We start from the raw sequence: 21,601 nt of genomic DNA on the forward strand, positions 1-21,601 counted from the left end.
ACCGCCATCCAGGACCTCGCTGAGCGCAGCGACCACACCCTCCGCCGCAATACACACCATCCGACCCAACGCCCGCGGATCCAGACCGTCGACCGCCAGCACACTCACGTGCAGCCCCACGCCGTCGTCGCCCACCCCCACGGCCAGGGGATAGTTGGTCTGATCCCGGGCGGAGATCGTTCGGATCCCTGCGAGCGGGCGCTCCTCGTCACCAACCTCAGGTGTGGTGTGCCGGTAGTTGAACAGCGACGTGAACAGGGGCATGTCGCCTGCGACGCCGCTCGCCCGCTGGGCCATCGCCAGCGGCGCATGCTCATGCTCCAGCAGCGCCGCCAGCTGGTCCCGCATCTCCTCGACGGCCGCACGCACCCCGACGCCAGTGGTCCGCACGCGCACCGGCAACGAGTTCATGAACGGACCCAGCACCCGGTCGGCACCCGCACCCGCGTTCATCCGGCCGAAGAGCATGGTGCCGAACACCACGTCATCCCGACCCACGAGGGCGGCCAGAACCCGCGCCCACGCCACATGCAAGACGGTCGCCGGGCTGACACCCAGCTCCCGTGCCACCCGCCGCAACTCGACCACCACGGCGTCCGGCACGTGCAGCAACTCACGGACCACATCCGACCCGTCGCCGCGTACGTCCAACAGGCCGTAGGGGGCGGTGGGTTCGGTGACGTCGCCCAGGAGGTCGGCGAAGAACCGCTCGTGTTGCTCGCGGGGAACCGCACGCGTCTGGGCGACGAAGTTGCGGAACGGCAGTGCGGGGGCCAGCTGGTCGGCGGCGCCGGACAACACCGCCCGCAGCTCGTCCAACAGCACGTCCATGCCGACGTGGTCCTGCACCATGTGATGCATCCGCACGACGGCCAGCCAGCGGCCCTCGGGTGCCTCGGCCACGTGCAGGTCCATCAACGGCGCGCGGACAACGTCCATCACGAGTCCGGCCCTGGCGACCAGCGCCTGCCCTCGCTGCTTCGATTCCATGGCGTCGAACTCCAGGGAGTGCTCGACGACCGGCAAGTCCGCGTGCCGCCACACCACCTGCACAGGCTCACGCAGGCCCTCCCACACCACACCTGTGCGGTAGATGTCATGCCGATCCACCACCTGCTGCAACGCCCTCGCGAACTCATCGAGCCGGGAGCGGGAGTCGAACTCCACGACCCGCACGGTGAGATACACGTCCCCGCCACTGTCGGCCATGAGGTGGTGGAAGAACATGCCTTCCTGCAGCGGCGCCAGTGGATAGACGTCCGCCACATTCGACGCCCCACCGTCGACCGTCGCAACGATCCGGTCGATCTCGGTCTGCTCCAGCTCCACCAGGGGCAACATGTCCGGCGTGATCTGCTCGGCGTCTGCGGGGATCAGGTTCTCCGGCACCTCGACAACGCCGACACCTGCCACCCCCGCCAGGCCCGCGGGCGTCGGCGTCTCGAACAGCGCCCGCACGGAAACCGACACACCCCGGACGCGCAACCGCTCGACCAGCCGGACGGCGAGCAGAGAGTGACCACCGAGCTGGAAGAAGTTGTCGTCGACCCCGACCACGTCCACACCGAGCACCTCGGCGAAGGCGGCGCACAAGATCTCTTCCTGGACAGTGGCCGGCGCACGGCCTGCACCGGTGGTGAACTCCGGTGCCGGGAGGGCCTTGCGGTCGAGCTTGCCGTTGACCGTCAGCGGCAGCTCCGGCAGCGTCACGAAGGCGGCAGGCACCATGTACTCCGGCAGCCGCGAGGCCACCAACTCGCGCAGCCCCTCGGGCTCCACGCCCTCACCGGCCACCACATAGGCCACCAACTGCCTTTCACCCGGGCCGTCTTCGCGGGCGATCACCGCGGCCTGCGTGACGTTCGGGTCGCTCAGCAGGGCGGCTTCGATCTCACCCGGCTCGATACGGAACCCACGTACCTTCACCTGCTCGTCCGCGCGCCCGGCGAACACCAACTGCCCGTCCGGAGTCCACTTCGCCAGGTCCCCGGTCCGATACATCCGCTCACCGGAACCCGGACCGAAGGGACAGGCCACGAACCGCTCACCCGTCAGCCGCGGTTGACCGACGTAGCCGCGCGCCAACCCGGCACCGGCGACGTACAGCTCACCGGCGACCCCGACCGGCACCGGCTGAAGGGCGTCATCCACCACAAACAGACGCGTGTTGGCAATCGGACGGCCGAACGGCACCGCACCCAAACGGCCGGCATCCACCGTCTCGGCAGCCACCATCACCGTCGCCTCAGTCGGCCCATAGGTGTTGACCAGCCGACGCCCAACCGACCACCGCCGCGCCACACTCTCACTGACCGCTTCCGCACCCACCAACACCGTGCCGACCTGCGCCAGATCCTGCGGGTCCAGCACCTCCAGCAATGACGGCACCACACTTGCCGCCCTAACCCCCTCCAACTCCCGCAGACGCCACGGCTCCCGCCGCTGCTCCTCACTCGCAACCCACAACGTGGCACCCGAAGCGAGCGCCACCGCCACATCCAGCACCGACGCGTCGAAACTGAACGACGCGAACTGCAACACCCCCACACCCGGCCCCGCACCCATCACCGGACCAAACACCGACACCAAATTCGCCACCGAACCGTGCGAAACCCCCACACCCTTCGGCATCCCCGTCGACCCCGACGTAAAGATCACATACGCCAACCCAGCCGGATCGACAGCCACATCCAGTGCCATCTCCGACACATCGCCAGAGCTCTCCAACTCCTCCGCCCCAACGACGACCTGCACCCCGGCGTCAACGAGCATGACCTCCACCCGCTCCACCGGCAGCGCCGCATCAATCGGCAGATACGCCGCCCCCGCCTTCCACACCCCCAAAATCCCCACAACCATTTCCGGACCACGCGGCAACCGCAGCCCCACCACCGACTCGGCGCCCACCCCCCGACCACGAAGCCAACTCGCCAGCCGATTCGCCGCCACATCCACATCGCCGTACGTCAGCTCCACACCCTCAAACACCACCGCAACCGAACCAGGAGCCTCGGCCACCCGCTCCGCAAACAACCCCGGCACCAACGCATCCACCACATCGACAGCCGTGTCATTCCACTCCGACAACAGCCGATCCCGCTCGCGAAGCTCGAGAATGTTCAACGCGCCAAGTCGAGTCTCGGGAGCGCCGTTCAGTGTGTCTGCCAGTGCTTCCAACACGCTTCCTATCGCCGTGCGCACCAAGTGGCACACGGCGGTCACATCAATCGGCTTGACGGCTTCCACACTGATACTGAGATCGTTCGGCCCGAGGTCATTGATTGCCACGGTGAGCGGATAGTTGGTCCGCTCCCGTCGAGAAATATGCTGGATTCCCTCGAGCTGCCGTTGTCCGGTCGCGTCTGTCTGCTGAACGGCATGGCGGTAGTTGAACAGCGAGGTGAAAAGGGGAGCATCCCCCGCGACTCCGCTGGTCCGCTGGGCGACGGCCAGCGGAGCGTGCTCGTGCTCCAGCAGTCCGGCCAGTTGGTCCCGCATCATCTCGACTGCGGCGCGTACCCCGACATCGCCGGTCCGTAGGCGTACCGGCAGCGTGTTGATGAACGGGCCGAGCACCCGGTCGGCGCCCGCGCCGGCGTTCATCCGGCCGAACAGCACCGTGCCGAACACCACGTCCTCCCGCGCCGACAAGGTGGCAAGGACCCGTGCCCAGGCCACGTGCAGCACGGTCGCCGCGCTGACGCCCAGCTCACGCGCCACCCGGCGCAGGGCCTCGGTCACCTGGCCAGGCAGAGGCAACAGCTCGGCGCGGAGGTCAGCGTCGTTCGCCTGTACTTCCAGCACCCCGTAGGGGGCGGTGGGCTCGGTGACGTCTCCGAGCAGCTCGGCGAAGAACCGCTCGTGCTCCTCCCGCGGCACCGCACGCGTCTGCGCCACGAAGTTGCGGAACGGCAACGCCGGCGTCAGGTCTGCGGCCCTCCCGGACAGCACGGCTCGCAGCTCGCCCAACAGGACGTCCATGCCGAGGTGGTCCTGCACCACGTGATGCATCCGCACGACGGCCAGCCAACGGCCCTCCACCACCTCGGCCACATGCATGTCCACCAGCGGCGCACGACCCAGATCCATTGCCGACCCGGCTCGTGCCATCAAGTCCTCGACCAATGAAGAGGGTTCCGTACCCTCGACCTCCAACGTGTGTTCGCTGAGAGGGAGTTCGGCCTGCCGCCATACCACCTGCACGGGCTCGGTCAGCCCTTCCCACACCACACCCGTGCGGTAGATGTCGTGCCGGTCGACGACCTGCTGCAACGCCCGCGCGAACTCGTCCAGGCGGGAGCGGGAGTCGAACTTCAACACGCGAGCGGTGAGGTAGACGTCTTCGCCCTCGCCGGCCATGAGGTGATGGAAGAACATGCCTTCTTGCAGCGGCGCCAGTGGATAGACGTCCGCCACATTCGACGCCCCGCCGTCGACCGCCGCCACGATCCGGTCGATCTCGGTCTGCTCCAGCTCCACCAGGGGCAACATGTCCGGCGTGATCTGCTCGGCGTCTGCGGGGATCAGGTTCTCCGGCACCTCGACAGCCCCGACACCTGCCGCCCCCGCCAGGCCCGCGGGCGTCGGCGTCTCGAACAGCGCCCGCACGGAAACCGACACACCCCGGTCCCGCAGCCGCTCGACCAGCCGGACGGCGAGCAGAGAGTGGCCGCCGAGCTGGAAGAAGTTGTCGTCGACCCCGACCACGTCCACGCCCAGGATCTCGGCGAAGGCGGCGCACAGGATCTCTTCCTGGACGGTGGCCGGCGCACGTCCTGCACCGGTGGTGAACTCCGGTGCCGGGAGGGCCTTGCGGTCGAGTTTGCCGTTGACCGTCAGCGGCAACTCCGCCAACGTCACAAACGCGGCAGGCACCATGTACTCCGGCAACCGCGAGGCCACCAACTCGCGCAGCCCCTCGGGCTCCACGCCCTCACCGGCCACCACATAGGCCACCAACTGCCGTTCACCCGGGCCGTCTTCGCGGGCGATCACCGCGGCCTGCGTCACGTTCGGGTCGGTCAGCAGGGCGGCTTCGATCTCGCCCGGCTCGATACGGAACCCGCGAATCTTCACCTGCTCATCCGCACGCCCCGCGAACACCAACTGCCCGTCCGAAGTCCACTTCGCCAGGTCCCCGGTCCGATACATCCGCTCACCGGAACCCGGACCGAAGGGACAGGCCACGAACCGCTCACCCGTCAGCCGCGGTTGACCGACGTAACCGCGCGCCAAGCCCGCTCCGGCGACGTACAGCTCACCGGCGACCCCGACCGGCACCGGCTGAAGGGCGTCATCCACCACAAACAGACGGGTGTTGGCGACCGGACCGCCGAACGGCACCGTGCCCGGTCGCCCCGGGTCCACCGTTCCGATCGCGGTGATGACCGTCGCCTCGGTCGGACCGTAGGCATGCACCAGATCACGCCCCGGCGACCAGGTGCGCGCCACCGCCTCACTGACCGCCTCAGATCCCACCACCATGGGACCGACCTGCGCCAGATCGTCCGGGTCCAGCACCTCCAACAACGACGGCACCACACTCGCCGCCCCAACCCCCTCCAACTCCCGCAGACGCCACGGCTCCCGCCGCTGCTCGTCACTCGCGATCCACAGCGTGGCACCCGAAGCGAGCGCCACCGCCACATCCAGCACCGACGCGTCGAAACTGAACGACGCGAACTGCAACACCCCCACACCCGGCCCCGCACCCATCACCGGACCAAACACCGACACCAAATTCGCCACCGAACCGTGCGAAACCCCCACACCCTTCGGCATCCCCGTCGACCCCGACGTGAAGATCACATACGCCAACCCAGCCGGATCGACATCCACCTCCAGAGCCGCGCCGGAAGAGCCGGCCGACCGCTCCAGATCCTCCACACCAACGACGACTCCCACCCCGGCATCAGCAAGCATGAACTCCACCCGCTCCACCGGCAGCGCCGCATCAATCGGCAGATACGCCGCGCCCGCCTTCCACACCCCGAGAATCCCCACGACCATCTCCGGACCACGCGGCAACCGCAGCCCCACCACCGACTCGGCGCCCACCCCCCGACCACGAAGCCAACTCGCCAGCCGATTCGCCGCCACATCCGCATCGCCGTACGTCAGCTCCACACCCTCAAACACCACCGCAACCGAACCGGGAGCCTCAGACGCCCACCGTTCGAAGGACGCCGGCACCGATACACCCGGCACCTCCGACGCCGTGTCGTTCCAGCCCGACACCAACTGCGCACGCTCGTCCGAGTCGAGTACGTCCACCTGGCGCAGCCGCAGCTCGGGGGCCGCGGTCACCGACTCCAGCACGCGACCGAACCACACCGTTATCCGCTCGGCCGTCTCCGCCTCGAACAGGTCCGCCGACGCGATGAGCGTGCCTCGCAGTCCTGCCGGGCGACCCTCCTCGTCAACCACCTCCGACAACGACATTTCAAGGTCGAACTTCGACACCGACCTCGCGCTGTCCAGCTCCAGCGGCACACCTACGGCATGCGCCTCGGGCAGCTCCAGCGCGGCACGCTCGACGTTCTGCACCGTCAGCATCACCTGGAACAGCGGATGCCGCGCCAACGAACGCTCCGGCGCCAGCTCCTCCACTAACCGCTCGAACGGCACATCCTGGTGCGCCAACGCACCCAGGCTCGCCTCCCGCACCCGGCCCAGCATCTGCCGGAACTCCGGGTCCCCCGACAGATCCGTGCGAATGACCAGCGTGTTGACGAAGAACCCCACCAGGTCGTCCAACGCCTCATCCGTACGACCCGCGATCGGCGACCCGATCGGAATGTCGGTACCGGCACCCAGCCGCGACAACGTCACCGCCAGCGCCGCCTGCGCCACCATGAACACCGTCACGCCCTCGGCGCGGGCAAGGTCGATCAGCTGCTCGTGCACGGACGTCGGCACCCGAACCTGCACCGCGTGACCGACACGACCGGCCACCGCGGGACGTGGTCGATCCGTCGGCAACGCCAACTCCTCCGGGGCACCGGCCAGCGTCTGCCGCCAGTACTCCACCTGCTGCGACAGCAGACTGTCCGGGTCAGACCCCTCGCCCAGCAACTCCCGCTGCCACACCGCGTAATCCGCATACTGCACCGGCAACGGCTCCCACACCGGGACCTCGCCGCGCAGCCGCGCCTCATAAGCGGTCGAGACATCCCGCGCGAGAGGACCACGAGACCAGCCGTCAGAGGCGATGTGGTGCATGACTACCAACAGCACCTGCTCGTCCTGACCCACCTGCTCGACTTGGCCGACCTGACCCACCTGGCCGTCCTGGCCGTCCTGGCCGTCCTGGCCGACCTGGAACAGCCACGCCTTGATCGGCAGCTCACTCGACAGGTCGAAGGCATACCGCGACGCCTGGGACACCGCCCCGGCCAGCTCCTCCGGCTCCACCTGGCAGACCTGAAGATCCCAGTCCAGGTCCCGCGGGCCGAGGATGTGCTGGTAGGGCTCGCCGTCCACGGCCGGGAAGACCGTCCGCAGCGACTCATGCCGCCCGATCACATCCCGCAACGCCGCACCCATCGCCTCGACGTCCACGCCACGCATCCGGACGGGGGTGGGAATGTTGTACGTCGGGCTCGGACCCTCCAACTGGGCCAGGAACCACAGCCGTTGCTGCGCGAACGACAACGGCACCCGCCCCGGCCGCACTCCCGCCCGCAACGGCAGACGAACCGGGCCCGCGCCCTCGTCGGTGAGACGCGTGGCGAGTCCGGCGACGGTGGGTGCCTCGAACAGGGCCCGGACCCCGATCTCCACTCCCAGCACGGCGCGGAGCCGCGAGATCAGCCGGACAGCAAGCAGCGAGTGTCCGCCGAGCTGGAAGAAGTTGTCGTCCACACCGATGGACTCCAGCCCCAGCACGTCGGCGAAGGCGGCGCAGAGGATCTCTTCCTGGACGGTGGCCGGACCGCGGCCGGCGCCTGCGGTGTACTCGGGTGCCGGGAGGGCCTTGCGGTCGAGTTTGCCGTTGGCCGTGAGCGGCAGCTCCGGCAGCGTCACGAACGCGGCCGGGACCATGTACTCCGGCAACCGGCCCGCCACGAACGCACGCAGATCATCGAAGTCGAGATCTTCGGTATCGGTCGGCACGAGGTAGGCCACCAACCGCTTGTCCCCCGGGTTGTCCTCACGTACCACCACCGCGGCTTGTGTGACGTTCGGGTCGGTCAGCAGGGCGGATTCGATCTCCCCGGGCTCGATACGGAACCCGCGGACCTTCACCTGCTCATCCGCCCGGCCCAGGAAGGCCAACTGCCCCTGCGGGGTCCACCGCACCCGGTCCCCGGTCCGATACATGCGCTCACCGGAGCCCGACCCGAAGGGGCAGGCCACAAACCGCTCACCCGTCAACCCCGGACGGCCCAAGTAGCCACGCGCCACCCCGGCACCAGCGATATACAACTCACCGGCCACCCCCACCGGCACCGGCTGAAGCCCGGCGTCCAGTACATACAGCCGGGTATTGGCGATCGGCCCACCGATCAACGGCTCTCCGACATGCCCCGCCTCGATCTGTGCGGATGTGGACCAGATCGTGGTCTCCGTCGGCCCGTACACATTCACCACCCCGGCGGCCGCCTGCGCCAGCCGGGCCGCAAGGTCCGCCGGCAGCGCCTCGCCACCGACCAGCAACCGCACCCCGCCCAGATCCACCCGACCACCGGCCAGCACCGACCGCCACAACGTCGGCGTGGCCTGGATGACACTCGCCCCGCTCTCCCGGATCGTGCGGCCAAAGGCATCCTGGTCATAGACCAGCTCCTTGGCGCCCATCACCACCGCGGCGCCCTGGGTGAGCGGCAGGAAGAGTTCCAGACCGGCGATGTCGAACCCGACCGTCGTCAGCGCCAGCAGCCGATCCCCACGGCCCAGACCCAGCTGCTGCTGCATCCCAACCAACAGATTCGCCAGCGCCGCACGCGAGACAACCACACCCTTGGGCCGCCCCGTCGACCCGGAGGTGTAGATGACATACATCGGATGGCCGCCCACCACCGGCACCCGACGGTCCGCATCCGTCACATTCGCCGCCGAACACGCACCGATCTCAGCAGCCGTCACCACATCGTCCACCAGCGCCACCGGACCACCAGCCGGCACCAGCCCCGCCAGCTGCACCGACGACAGCACCGTCACCGGCGCACTCTCCGCGAGCATGAACTCCAGCCGCTCGGCCGGATAATCCGTATCCAGCGGCAGATACCCCGCACCCGACTTCGCCACCGCCAACAACGCCACCAGCAGCTCCACCGAACGAGGCAAGGCCACCGCCACAAACCGCTCCGGCCCCGCCCCCCGCGCCATCAACCACCACGCCAACCGATTCGCCCGCTGGTTCAGCTCCACATACGACATCTCCTGGCCGTCGGCCACCACCGCGACCGCGTCCGGGCACCTGGCCGCCCACCCCTCGAACCGCTCCACCCAACCCACATCAGGCACGGCCACGGCAGTCTCGTTCCACTGCCCGACCACAAGATCGTGCTCTGCCGCATCGAGCATGTCCACCGCATGCAAGGCAATGCCCGGAGCAGCAGTGACCGCATCCACCACACGCACAAACCAGTCCGCGATCCTGGAAGCCGTCTCCGGCTCGAACAGGTCCACGGCGGCAGTCACGGAGCCCTCCAGCCCCGCCGGCCGGCCCTGGTCGTCGACCACCTCGTGCAACGCCACGTCCAGGTCGAACCGTGCTGAGCTTCCTGCCCCGTGAAGCGCCTCGGTGTCGATGCCGGGCAGTTCGAGTACCGCACGGTCCAGGTTGCGCAGCGTCAACATGACCTGGAACAGGGGGTGCCGCACCAGCGACCGCTCCGATGCCAGCTCCTCGACCAGCCGCTCGAACGGCACATCCTGGTGCGCGAACGCGGCCAGGCTCGCCTCCCGTACCCGCGCCAGGATCTGCCGGAACTCCGGATCGCCGGACAGATCAGTGCGGATCACGAGCGTGTTGACGAAGAACCCGACCAGGTCGTCCAGTGCGTCGTCGGTGCGGCCCGCCACCGCCGAGCCGACGGGGATGTCCGTCCCCGCCCCGAGCCGCGACAGGGTCACGGCCAGCGCGGCCTGGAGGACCATGAACGTCGTCACGCCCTCGGCGCGCGCCAGCTCCACCATCCGCTGATGCACCCCGGCCGGTATCCGCACCGGCACCCGATGACCCTGATGGCTCGCCGATGCCGGACGCTGCCGGTCCACCGGCAGCTCCAACTCCTCCGGGGCACCGGCAAGCGTCTGCCGCCAGTACTCCACCTGCTGCGACAGCAGACTCTCCGGGTCGGACTCCTCACCCAGCAACTCCCGCTGCCACACCGCGTAATCCGCATACTGCACCGGCAACGACTCCCACACCGGAGCCCCACCCCGCAGCCGCGCCTCATAAGCAGTGGACAGGTCGCGGCCCAGCAGACGGTGCGACCAGCCGTCAGTGGCGATGTGATGGACGACCAGTATCAGAGCCCGATCGTCGGGTCCGAGCTCGAGCAGGCACGCCCGGATCGGCAGCTCCGCCGACAGGTCGAACGCGTAGTTCGCAGCCTGTGCTGCGGCAGCCTTCAGCGCATCGGGCTCCACCTCGGTCACCGTGACGTGCCAGTCCAGCTCGTCCGGGTCGAGGATCTGCTGGTAGGGCTCGCCGTCCGAGGAGTGGTAGATGCTGCGCAACGGTGCGTGTCGAGCGATGACGTCCCGCAGCGCCGCGTCCAACGCGGCGATGTCCAGCGCGCCGGTCAGCCGCACCGCGAGGGAGAGGTTGTACGTCGGGCTCGGTCCCTCCAACTGGTCCAGGAACCAAAGTCGTTGCTGCGCGAACGACAACGGCGGGCGCTCCGGGCGTGTCCTTGCGCGCAGCGGGAGGCGGGCCCGGTCGTGCCGGGGGCCGGCGACCAGGGCCGCGAGGCCGGCCGGTGTAGGGGTCTCGAAGAGCGTCCTGATCTTGACTTCTGCGCCCTGCCTGCTGCGGATTCGGGACAACAGCCGGATCGCGAGCAGGGAGTGGCCGCCGAGCTCGAAGAAGCTGTCGTCCACTCCGACGGACTCCAGCCCCAGCACGTCGGCGAAGATCCCGCAGAGCGCGGCCTCGGTCTCGTTCGCCGGTGCGCGGTCGGTATCAGCGCCCGGTATCTCATCGGGGAGCGGAAGGGCCCTGCGATCGAGTTTGCCGTTGGCGGCCAGCGGCAGTTCCGGGAGCGTGACGAACGCGGCCGGGACCATGTATTCGGGCAACCGCCGGGCCACGAACTCCCGTAGGTCCGCGTTGGCGGACCCTTCCCCGGCGAGCACGACGTAGGCGACCAGCCGGTCGCCACCGGTCCCGTCTTGGCTCGCGATCACCGCGGTGCGGGAGACGGCGGGGTGCTCCAGCAGGACGGATTCGACCTCACCGGCTTCGACACGGTAGCCGCGGATCTTCAGTTGGGTGTCGGCACGTCCGGCGAACACCAACTGCCCCTGCGCGCTCCACTTCGCCAGGTCCCCGGTGCGATACATCCGCTCACCGGAACCCGGGCCGAAGGGGCAGGCCACGAACCGCTCACCGGTCAGCCCCGGTCGGCTGACGTAGCCGCGCGCCAGCGGTTCCCCAGCGACGTACAACTCGCCGACGACGCCCGGCGGAACGGCGGCGAGCACGTCGTCGAGCACGTACAGCCGGGTGTTCGCGAGGGGCCGGCCGATCGGGATCACACCCCCGGCCACGACGGCGGGTGAAAGCTCGGCGGTGGCGACGCCGATCGTGGTCTCCGTCGGGCCGTAGTGGTTGAACACCTGACGACCCGCAGCTGCCTCGACCACGTCGCGTGTCCAGGCCGCTGGTGCGGCCTCCCCGCCGAGCACCAGGGAGCGGGCGGGCAGCACGGCCTCCACTCCGGCGTCCGCGGACAGCGCGGCCAGGTGTGACGGCACTGCTTTGACGAAGTCGATCCTCTGGTCCCGCAGATAGTCGGTCACGGCAGCCGGATCGGTCACCGCCTCGGAGCCGAGAATGTGCAACTGACCGCCGGTCGCCAGGCTGACGAACACCACGGTGTTGCCCAGGTCGGTCACCTGCGGCTGCAGCAGCGCGTACCGCGAGCCCGCACCCGCCCAGCCGAGCCGGTCGGTGACCGAGGCCACGTAGTTGGCCACCGCACCATGGGTGACCAGGACTCCCTTCGGCGAGCCCGTCGATCCGGACGTGTACATCACGTACGCCAGGGCGGCGGGGTCTGCCGTGGCCGACGTGGCAGGTTCGGTGAGGCCTGGTTCGGCGGGAGCCGTCGAGCGCGTCGCCTCGTCGATCCACACCACCGGCACGTCCACCGGCCGGTCCGTGTTCGCGGGAGCCGAGTCGCGGTCCGTCAGGAGCACGCTCGCTCTGCTGTCCGCCAGCATGAACGCGATGCGCTCGGACGGCAGGTTCCCGTCGATGGGAAGGTAGGCCGCGCCGGTCTGCCACACGCCCAGGATCGCCGTGATCATCTCGATGCCGTGGGGCAGGCAGAGCCCCACCACCGACTCGGCGCCCACGCCCCGACCGCGCAGGTAGAGGGCCAGCCGGCCGGCCGACGCGTCGAGCTCCCGATACGTCACCTCGACGCCGTCGGCCACCAGGGCTGTCGCGTCCGGGGTCGCGGCGACCTGGTTCTGGAACAGGCCGGGGAACGCCGAGCACGCGTGCGGCACGGCGGTGTCGTTCCACTCGATGAGCACCTGGTCCCGCTCGCGGGCGTCGAGCAGATCGACCTCGTGCAGCCGCAGGCCCGCGTCCGCGGTCACGCTCTCCAGAACCCGGACATACCAGGCAGCGACCTTGGACGCGGTGGATTCGTCGAACAGATCCGCGGACAAGGTCAGCAGGGCGCGAAGGCCCGCCGGGCGGTCCTGGTCGTCGAACGTCTCACCGACCGTCAGGTGCAGGTCGTACCGCGCGGGTTGGGCGGCTGCAACCTCGATCTCGGAGGTACCTACCGCGACGTGGGCGCCGGGTAGGTCGAGCTCGGCAGAGTCGGTGTTCTGCAGGGTGAGCATGGCCTGGAACAGCGGGTACCGGCTGAGTGACCGCGTCACCGCCAGCTCCTCGACCAGCCTCTCGAACGGCACGTCCTGGCGCTCGAGCGCCCCGAGGCTCACCTCCCGCACCCGCTCGAGGACCTGCCGGAACTCGGGATTCCCCGCCAGGTCCGTGCGGAGCACCAGCGTGTTGACGAAGAAGCCGACCAGGTCATCCAGCGCCTCGTCGGCGCGCCCGCTGACCGGCGCGCCGATCGGGATGTCGGTGCCCGCCCCGAGCCTGGACAGCAGGACGGCCAGGGATGCCTGCAGGGCCATGAAGGGGGTGACGCTCTCCGTCCTGGCCAGCTCCACGAGTCGCTGGTGCACTTCCGCGGACACCTCGAACGGCACCCGATGCCCGCGGTGGCCGGACACCGCGGGGCGTGGACGGTCGGTCGGCAGCGCCAGCTCCTCCGGCGCGCCGGCCAGCATCTGCCGCCAGTACTCGATCTGGGTGGCCAGCAGGCTCTCCGCGTCCGACTCCTCGCCCAGCAATTCCCGCTGCCACAACGCGTAGTCCGCGTAATGCACCGGCAGCGGCTCCCACACCGGGGCCTCGCCGCGCACCCGCGCCGCATAGGCCGTCGACAAGTCGCGGCCAAGCGGTCTCATCGACCAGCCATCAGAGGCGATGTGGTGCATGACCAGTACCAGCACGTACTCGTCGGCAGACGTCTGGAACAGCGCTGCTCGGATCGGCAGTTCCTCGGCCAGGTCGAACGTGTACTCGCGCGCCTGCGACACGGCCTCGGCCACCTCGGTGGGGCCGACCTGCTGCACCTCCAGATCCCACTCGACGTCCCGCATATCCTGGATGCGCTGGTACGGCTCGCCGTCGACAGACCCATAGAGGGTGCGCAGGGGCTCGTGGCGTTCGATCACATCTCGCAGCGCTCTCGCCAGCGCCGGGACGTCCAACTGGCCGGTGACCCGGACAGCCGCCGGGTTGTTGTAGGTCGGGTTCGGTCCCTGCAACTGGTCGATGAACCACAGCCGGCGTTGGGCGAACGACAGCGGCAGCCGCTCCGGTCGGTCTCCGGCCACCGGGGCCGCCCGGACGGAGTCCGATCCCGCCCGCGCCAGCCATGCGGCCAGGCCGGCCGCCGTCGGCCTCTCGAATATGGTCCGCAGCGGCAGCTCCACTCCGAGGGCGACGCGGATCCGCGACACCAACCGGGTGGCGAGCAACGAATGTCCGCCCAGCTGGAAGAAGTTGTCGTCCAGCCCGACTGATTCCAGGCCCAGCACGTTCGCGAACGCCCCGCACAGAAGCTCCTCCTGCACGGTCGCCGGACCGCGCCCCCTCCCGCTCGCGTACTCGGGGGCGGGCAGTGCCTTGCGATCGAGCTTGCCGCTGGCCGTCAGCGGCAACTCCGGCAGCGAGACGACGGCCGCCGGGACCATGTGATCGGGCAGCCGCGCCGCCACGAACTCCCTCAGGCCGACTGGCTCACTGCCATCCGCCGCCACAACGTAGGCGACCAGGCGCTTGTCACCGGAGCTGTCCTCACGGGCGACGACCGCCGCCTGGAGGACGTCCGCATGGGACCGCAGGACAGCCTCGATCTCACCCGGCTCGATACGGAACCCGCGAACCTTCACCTGCTCATCCACACGCCCGACGAAGACGAGTTGTCCCTCCGGGCTCCACTTCACCAAGTCCCCGGTCCGATACATCCGCTCGCCGGAACCCGGGCCGAAGGGGCAGGCCACAAACCGCTCACCCGTCAACGACGGACGACCCACATAGCCGCGCGCCAGCCCCACACCGGCGACGTACAGCTCACCGGCGACACCCATGGGGACGGGGGCGAGCGCGTCGTCCAGGACGTACAGGCGGGTGTTGGCGATCGGAGTGCCAATCGGCACCACCCCACCAGCCACCAACTCCCCGGTCAGCTCGGCAGTGGCGACACCGACCGTCGTCTCCGTCGGACCGTAGTGGTTGAACACCCGTCGGCCCCCGGCAGCAGCAGCCTCCACCAACTCCCGCACCCAGTCAGCCGAAGAAGCCTCGCCACCCAGCACGAGGGAACGAACGGGCAGCAGCGGCTCCATACCCGCCACCGACGTCAACGCCTGCAGATGCGAAGGCACCACCTTGAACGCATCAATGCCCTGCTCGGTCAAATAGCCAGCAACCGCCTCCGGGTCGGTCACTAACTCGTCACCCAGCACGTGGAGTTGACCGCCCGTAGCCAAACTGGAGAACACGACCGTGTTACCCAGGTCCGTCACCTGCGCCTGCAACAGCGCATACCTCTCCCCCGCAACCGTCCAACCCAACCGCGACGAGACCGACGACACATAGTTCGCCAGCGACCCATGCGTCACCGCCACACCCTTCGGCACCCCCGTCGACCCCGACGTATAAATCACATACGCCAACCCCGCCGACTCCACCGCCACCTCAGGCAAGACATCGACAGCATCCGCCGACCAAGCCAACTCCTGCGCACCGACCACCACATCCACCCCGGCGTCGGCGAGCATGAACTCCACCCGCTCCACCGGCAGCGCAGAGTCAATCGGCAGATACGCCGCCCCCGCCTTCCACACCCCCAAAATCCCGACGACCATCTCCACACCACGAGACAACCGCAGCCCCACCACCGACTCACGACCCACACCACGACCACGGAGCCAATTCGCCAGCCGATTCGCCGCCGAACCCAACTCCCCAAAGGTCAGCTGCCGCCCATCGGCAACCACCGCCACCGCACCCGGATCCACCACCACCCGTCGCTCGAACAACTCCACCACCGACGACGACCCCACCGGCTCCACCGCGGTGTCGTTCCAGTCGGTGAGTACCCAGTCCCGCTCCTGCGGGGCGAACACGTCTACCGCGTGCAGGCGTACGTCCGGGTCCGCGGTCACCGCCTCCAGCACCCGCACGAACCGCTCGGCGATCACAGTCACCGTGGGCGTGTCGAAGAGGTCCGCAGCGCCGGTGACGACCCCGTCCAGACCCGCCGGGCGGCCCTGGTCGTCGAAGAGCTCCGACAGGTGCACATCGATGTCGAACTTCGACACGGGCAGGTTCGGTGCGATCGGCCGGGCGGTGACGCCCGTCAGCTCCAGGGACACCTGCGCCGTGTTCTGGAGGGTGAGCAGGACCTGGAAGAGCGGGTGGCGGGCCAGCGACCGCTCCGGCGCCAGCTCCTCCACCAGCCGCTCGAACGGCACATCCTGGTGCGCGAACGCCTCCAGGCTCGCCCGGCGGACGCGGGCGAGCGCCTGGCGGAACTCCGGGTCATCCGACAGGTCGGTGCGGATGACCAGGGTGTTGACGAAGAATCCGATCAGGTCGTCCAGCCCCTCGTCGGTACGACCCGCGATCGGCGACCCGATCGGAATGTCCGTGCCGGCCCCGAGCCGCGACAGCAGCACCGCCAACGCGGTCTGCAGGACCATGAACGTCGTCACGCCCTCGGCCCTGGCCACCTCCACCAGCCGCTGATGCACCGATGCCGGCACAGTCAGCGGCACCCGATGTCCACGGTCACCCGCCATGGCGGGACGCGGTCGGTCCGCCGGCAGCGTCAGTTCCTCCGGCACCCCGGCCAACACCCGCCGCCAGTGGTCCAACTGGACCGAGATCCGACTGTCCGGGTCGGACTCCTCCCCCAGAAGCTCCCGCTGCCAGAGGGTGTAGTCCGCGTACTGCACCGGCAACGGCTCCCAGCCGGGCTCGTCACCGCGCAGCCGCGCTGCGTATGCCGTCGACAGGTCACGTGCCAGCGGTCGGTGGGACGAGGCGTCGGTGGCGATGTGATGCACGATCAGGATCAGCACATGCTCGTCCGGCGCGGTCGTGAGCAGCACCGCACGGATGGGCACGTCCGAGGACAGTTCGAAGGTGGAGCGGGCCGCCTCCATCCTGGCCCTGTCCACGTCCTCCCGCGCAACGTGACGGACTGCCAGCCCCCAGTCGAGCTCCTCCGGATCGAGGATTCGCTGATAAGGCTCGCCATCCATGTCGGGGAATACCGTGCGCAATGATTCGTGGCGTATCAACAAATCCCGCAAGGCGGCGTCAAGTGCCGTCACGTTCACGGCTCCCCGCAACGCCAAAGCCATGACGTTGTTGTAGGAGAGGCTGGAATTCTCCAACCTTGACAGGAACCATAACCGACGCTGAGCGAACGACAACGGGATCATCAATGCATCTCCTTAGCGCATCGAACGCCTCACCACAATTGCGCCCACCGCCAACACACTTCCCAGTCGGCCGGATCATTTCAGCGCGTCGGCGAACGGCTCGGCAAGGTGCCTGAAGATACTACGAGTTCGCTTGTTCAACCGTTGCGCGTGCGCAGTTGAACACCACTGCGAGCCATGCCACTTCGGGTGAGGAGCAGGAGCTGTCAGTGCTCCAGGGCACGCAGTTCGGCCGCCGGCCCACCCCGTGTGAACGGGCGGGGCGGCGGCCGATGCCGACGCGGAGAAATGTATTGCGGCGGTGACCGAAGGATCTCGGCGCCGCTACCCGCCGCTCTGTCCTCCAGATTTCTTGTTGCACAGAGCGAATGCATCGACAAGCTTCTCCTGGGAGCTGTCGGAGCCTTCCTCGATGGTGATGTCGACCGTTCCCGGCTTGGGATCCTCGGCGGCGATCCCCTCTTTGCGCAAGCACTCGGCCTTCTTCAGCGCACGGTCCTGGTCGTCTTTCGTGACGTCCTCGGGGGCGTCCTGGACGGGCGCGAACTTCGCGCAGGCCACGCGCGCGGCCTCCTGCTCGGCGGAGGATTCCCCAGGGCCTTGGACGTCCAACTCGCCCTCCTTGACCTCTCCGGGGTCGGGGACGTCCATGCCGTGCTCCTCCATGCACTTCTCGAACTTCTGCTGCTTGGGGCCCTCCTCTGCCGACGAGGTCCCGCTGGAGGCGGAGTCGTCGCCGCAAGCGGTCAGCCCGAACGTGGCGGCGGCCGCGAGAGCCACCGCGGCGAAAATATGTGTCTTCATGCCCACCAGCGTGGCCGTCGACAGGTTTCCCCGCGGTGACCGTCGTTGGGCAGTCTCATCGGGGAACGGGAGCGCGGTGGCGGACATGAAGACGGGGTGCCTCCGCGCCGGTTGACGCGGAGGCACCCCTGTGACCGGCCGGGGGATGACCGGTCAGTTCGTGGCGAGGGCTTCCGTGGGCGTGAGATTGGCCGCGCGACGGGCCGGGTAGACGCCGGCCAGCGCTCCGATGAGGACGGCGGCCAGGGCGCCGCCGACGATGGCATCGCCAGGCAGGGCGGTGGGCCAGTCACGGTAGGCGGCGAATCCGACGCAGGTGCCGAGCCCGATGAGCACTCCGGCGGCCCCACCCAGTGCTGACAGGGTCACCGATTCGGTGAGGAACTGCAGTCGGATCTGTCCACGGGTCGCGCCCAGCGAGCGGCGCAGCCCGATCTCCTGCCGTCGCTCGAGGACCGAGATGACCATGATGTTCGCGATGCCGACGCCGCCTGCCAGCAGGGCGATGGCGCCGAGTCCGAAGAACAGTGCGTTGAAGGTGCGTTCCGCGGCGGCCTGGGCTGTGAGCGCGTCGGAGGGACGGCTGACCGCCACCTCCTCCGGGTGCTCGGGATTCACGGTGCCCCCCAGCACGCTGCGCACCTGGTCCACTGTCGTGTCTGTGGACTTCTCGTAGAGGGTGGTGACGTTCCCGTCGAATCCCAGCTGTTTCGCGTACGCCCAGCCGACGAGAGCGGAGCGGTCGACCTCGGGCGCGAGGTCGACCTCGTCGAGGATCCCCACGACCATGAACCACTGCCCGTCGATGAACACGTGGGCGCCGGCGCTGTCGATGCCGAGCCGCCCGGCGGCGTCGGTCCCCAGCACAACCACCGGGTAGTTGCTGGTGGCGGCGTTGAGGAAGGTGCCGGAGCGCAGCGTGCCGCCGAGCGTCCTGAGCAGGTCGGGTCGGCTGGCCTGCACCGCGATGCCGTTGGTGGTGTCCGAGTCGATCTTGTCGGTGCGGCGGGCGGTCGCGTCCTTGACCTTCCCCGTCGCGGACACGCTGGTCACCCCTGGGATACGGGAGACCATGCCTTCCGCGCTCTTGGGCAGTTTCGAGTTCTTGCCGGCCAGCGTCGTGCCGGGCTTGACGGTCAGCAGATTGGTGCCGAGTTTCTCGATGTCGGCCATCAGCGCGGCTCGGCTGCTGGTGCTGATGCCCACCAGGGCGATCATGGCGGCGACACCGATGGCGATGCCGAGCGCGGAGAGCACGGCGCGCAGCGGCCGGCCGCGCAGTCCGTCGACGCCGACCACAGCCAGGTCACCGGTACGCAGCCGGGCTGCGCTGGGTAGGGCCTTCATGCCGCAGCCCCCGTATCGGCGTAGATCAGCCCGTCGCGGATCTCCAGGCGCCGCGGCAGCGAAGCCGCGACCTCCATGTCATGGGTGATCACCACGACGGCGGTGCCGTCGCGGTTCAGTTCCGCGAGCAGTTCCAGCACGCCGTCACCGGACTTCGTGTCCAGGTTGCCGGTCGGCTCGTCCGCGAGCACGAGCGGCGGATTGCCGACGACCGCCCGGGCTATCGCGACGCGCTGCTTCTCGCCACCCGACAACTGGTTCGGACGGTGGTCCAGCCGGTGGCCGAGCCCGACACGCTCCAGCGCGACCTTCGCCAGCCTGCGTCGTTCCCGAGCCGGGGTGCCGTGATACAGCAGCCCGGTCGCCACGTTGTCCACGGCGGAGAGGTGTGGGGTGAGGAAGAACTGCTGGAAGACGAAGCCGATCCAGTGGGCGCGAACCGCGGCGAGGCGCCGGTCGGGAAGCTTGGCGACGTCGTGTCCCTGGATGAGGACCCGGCCGGTGCTCGGCTTGTCCAGGGTCCCCATCAGGTTCAGCAGGGTCGACTTTCCGGATCCGGACGGTCCCAGGATCGCCATCAGCTCACCGTCATGGACGGCGAGCGAGACCCGGCGCAGTGCCCGCACGCCACCCGGGTACTCCTTGGTGCAGTTGTCCACCTCGATGACCGCGGCCGACCGGCCGGCGGTCGACTCCGTCGGAGTCAGCCCTTCTGCGGTGTTGATGCCCTTGCTCATGAGCGGGGCACCTGCACTTTCATGCCCGCCGAGAGGTCACCCTTCACTTCGACCATGTCGGCTTCGAAGATGCCGAGCTTGACCGGCACGGTCCGTACCTTCCCGGCCGCGTTCACGACCTTCACCTGGTAGGTGCCGTTCGCCGATGCCAGCAGCGCGTTCACCGGCACCGCCAGTGCGTTCTTGTGCTCGGCGCTGGCGAAGCCGACAGTCGCGGGGGAACCGTCCAGGTTCCCTTTGCCGCTCTTCTCGTCCAGCACGACGTAGACGGGGACGGTGGCGTTCTGGGTGCCTTCCCCTGTCTGGGACTGGGAGTTGGTGTCCCCGGCGGCCGCCACCTTGCCGAGCGAGGAGACCCGACCGGTGGTGCTCTCGCCACCCGGCAGTTTCACCGTCACCTTCGCGCCCACCTTCGCCAACTCCAGGTCGCTCACCGGCAGATTCACGGTGATCCGCTGCCGTGTGCTGCCGGCGGTCAAGACCGTTCCCCGGGCCGGTGCGCCCAGTTCGGCGTCGACCTTGCTCACCCGGAACTGCCCCTCTTGCATCACCACGTCGCCCGGCGCGACCTCGCCGGACTCCTTCACGCCCAGGTCCTCCTGCCAGTCCTTGACGGCTTCGGCGGTGCCCGAGGTGAACTCCCTGTCCACGCTCAGGTAGCCGCCGTAGCCGAGTGCGAGCAGGTTGCGCTCCAGCTCCAGCACGTCGTACCCGTTGGACATCCCCTTCTTCAGATCCCGCCAGAACGGCGTCGAGCCGTAGAACAGCGGTACCGAGTGGCCGTCCATGGCGTAGACCCGCTCGCCCTGCTTGATGACGTCGCCGACGCCCGGGAGCCATGTCACCCGCCCGGGCCCCTCGGCGAGCACCTTACGGCCGCCCGAAAAGCCCAGCGTGCCGTCCACCTCGGTGGTGTTGATCAGATCGGTGCGGACCACCTTCGCGGTCGGCAGCTTCGCAGCCGACTTGGCCGGCTTGCTGTCTTCGTCCTGCGCCAGGTACACCGCGCCGGACGCGCCGACCACCAGCACGACGACGCCGAGCGTCACCCAAACTCCGCGTCGGCGCCGACGCGGCGTCGACGACGCCTCGTTGCTCTCGTCGGCGTGACTGCTTTCCGGCTCTGTCCAGCTCTCCTGCTCGGGCCCGCCCTCTCGGGTGGCCTCAGATTCCAACATGGCTCATCCTCCACGTGGTCCGCTCGGTCTCGCCGCGGAGCGGACCGACGCAGCGGACCACTGCCGTCGTAGCGGTGAAAGGTGACTTCGTCTGCATGACCATCAGGGTGCGGTGCGGCAGGTTTCCCGACGGTTAGCTCATCCCTTGCCGCGGTCCTCACCGCAGGACGACGCGGAAACCGCCGCTGCACCCTGCCGTTCAACCGCGGCAAGGCCGAGGTTGAACGGCGCCGACGGCCGCGGCGTCGGTCGGCAGCCGCACTGCCTTTCACACACTTCGTCTTCGCGGGTACGGTCGCTGACGCATCGGCCCCT

At 68.8% G+C, this 21,601-nt stretch carries 5 protein-coding genes; all 5 read right to left on the reverse strand.

Features of this window, described 5'->3' with window-relative positions:
* A partial coding sequence (locus ACWGIH_RS04185; RefSeq protein WP_453691590.1) for an amino acid adenylation domain-containing protein occupies positions 1-17,220 on the reverse strand: 17,220 nt, incomplete at its 3' end.
* Between the two features lie 324 nt (positions 17,221-17,544).
* A complete protein-coding gene (locus ACWGIH_RS04190) occupies positions 17,545-18,024 on the reverse strand; it encodes a hypothetical protein (RefSeq protein ID WP_453442938.1) in 480 nt (159 codons plus the stop codon).
* A gap of 153 nt (positions 18,025-18,177) precedes the next feature.
* Positions 18,178-19,371: an ABC transporter permease gene (locus ACWGIH_RS04195; RefSeq protein ID WP_453442940.1), complete on the reverse strand. Its 1,194-nt coding sequence runs from the start codon at positions 19,369-19,371 to the stop codon at positions 18,178-18,180.
* Positions 19,368-20,108, reverse strand: a complete 741-nt coding sequence (locus ACWGIH_RS04200; protein WP_453442942.1) for an ABC transporter ATP-binding protein — start codon at positions 20,106-20,108, stop codon at positions 19,368-19,370. The genes ACWGIH_RS04195 and ACWGIH_RS04200 overlap by 4 nt, the downstream gene beginning before the upstream one ends.
* On the reverse strand, positions 20,105-21,286 hold the full coding sequence (locus ACWGIH_RS04205) for a peptidoglycan-binding protein (protein ID WP_453442944.1): 1,182 nt from the start codon (positions 21,284-21,286) through the stop codon (positions 20,105-20,107). Before ACWGIH_RS04205 ends, ACWGIH_RS04200 begins: the two co-directional genes overlap by 4 nt.
* Positions 21,287-21,601 lie beyond the last annotated feature (315 nt).

It is taken from the genome of Streptomyces sp. NPDC054872, from assembly GCF_053610705.1.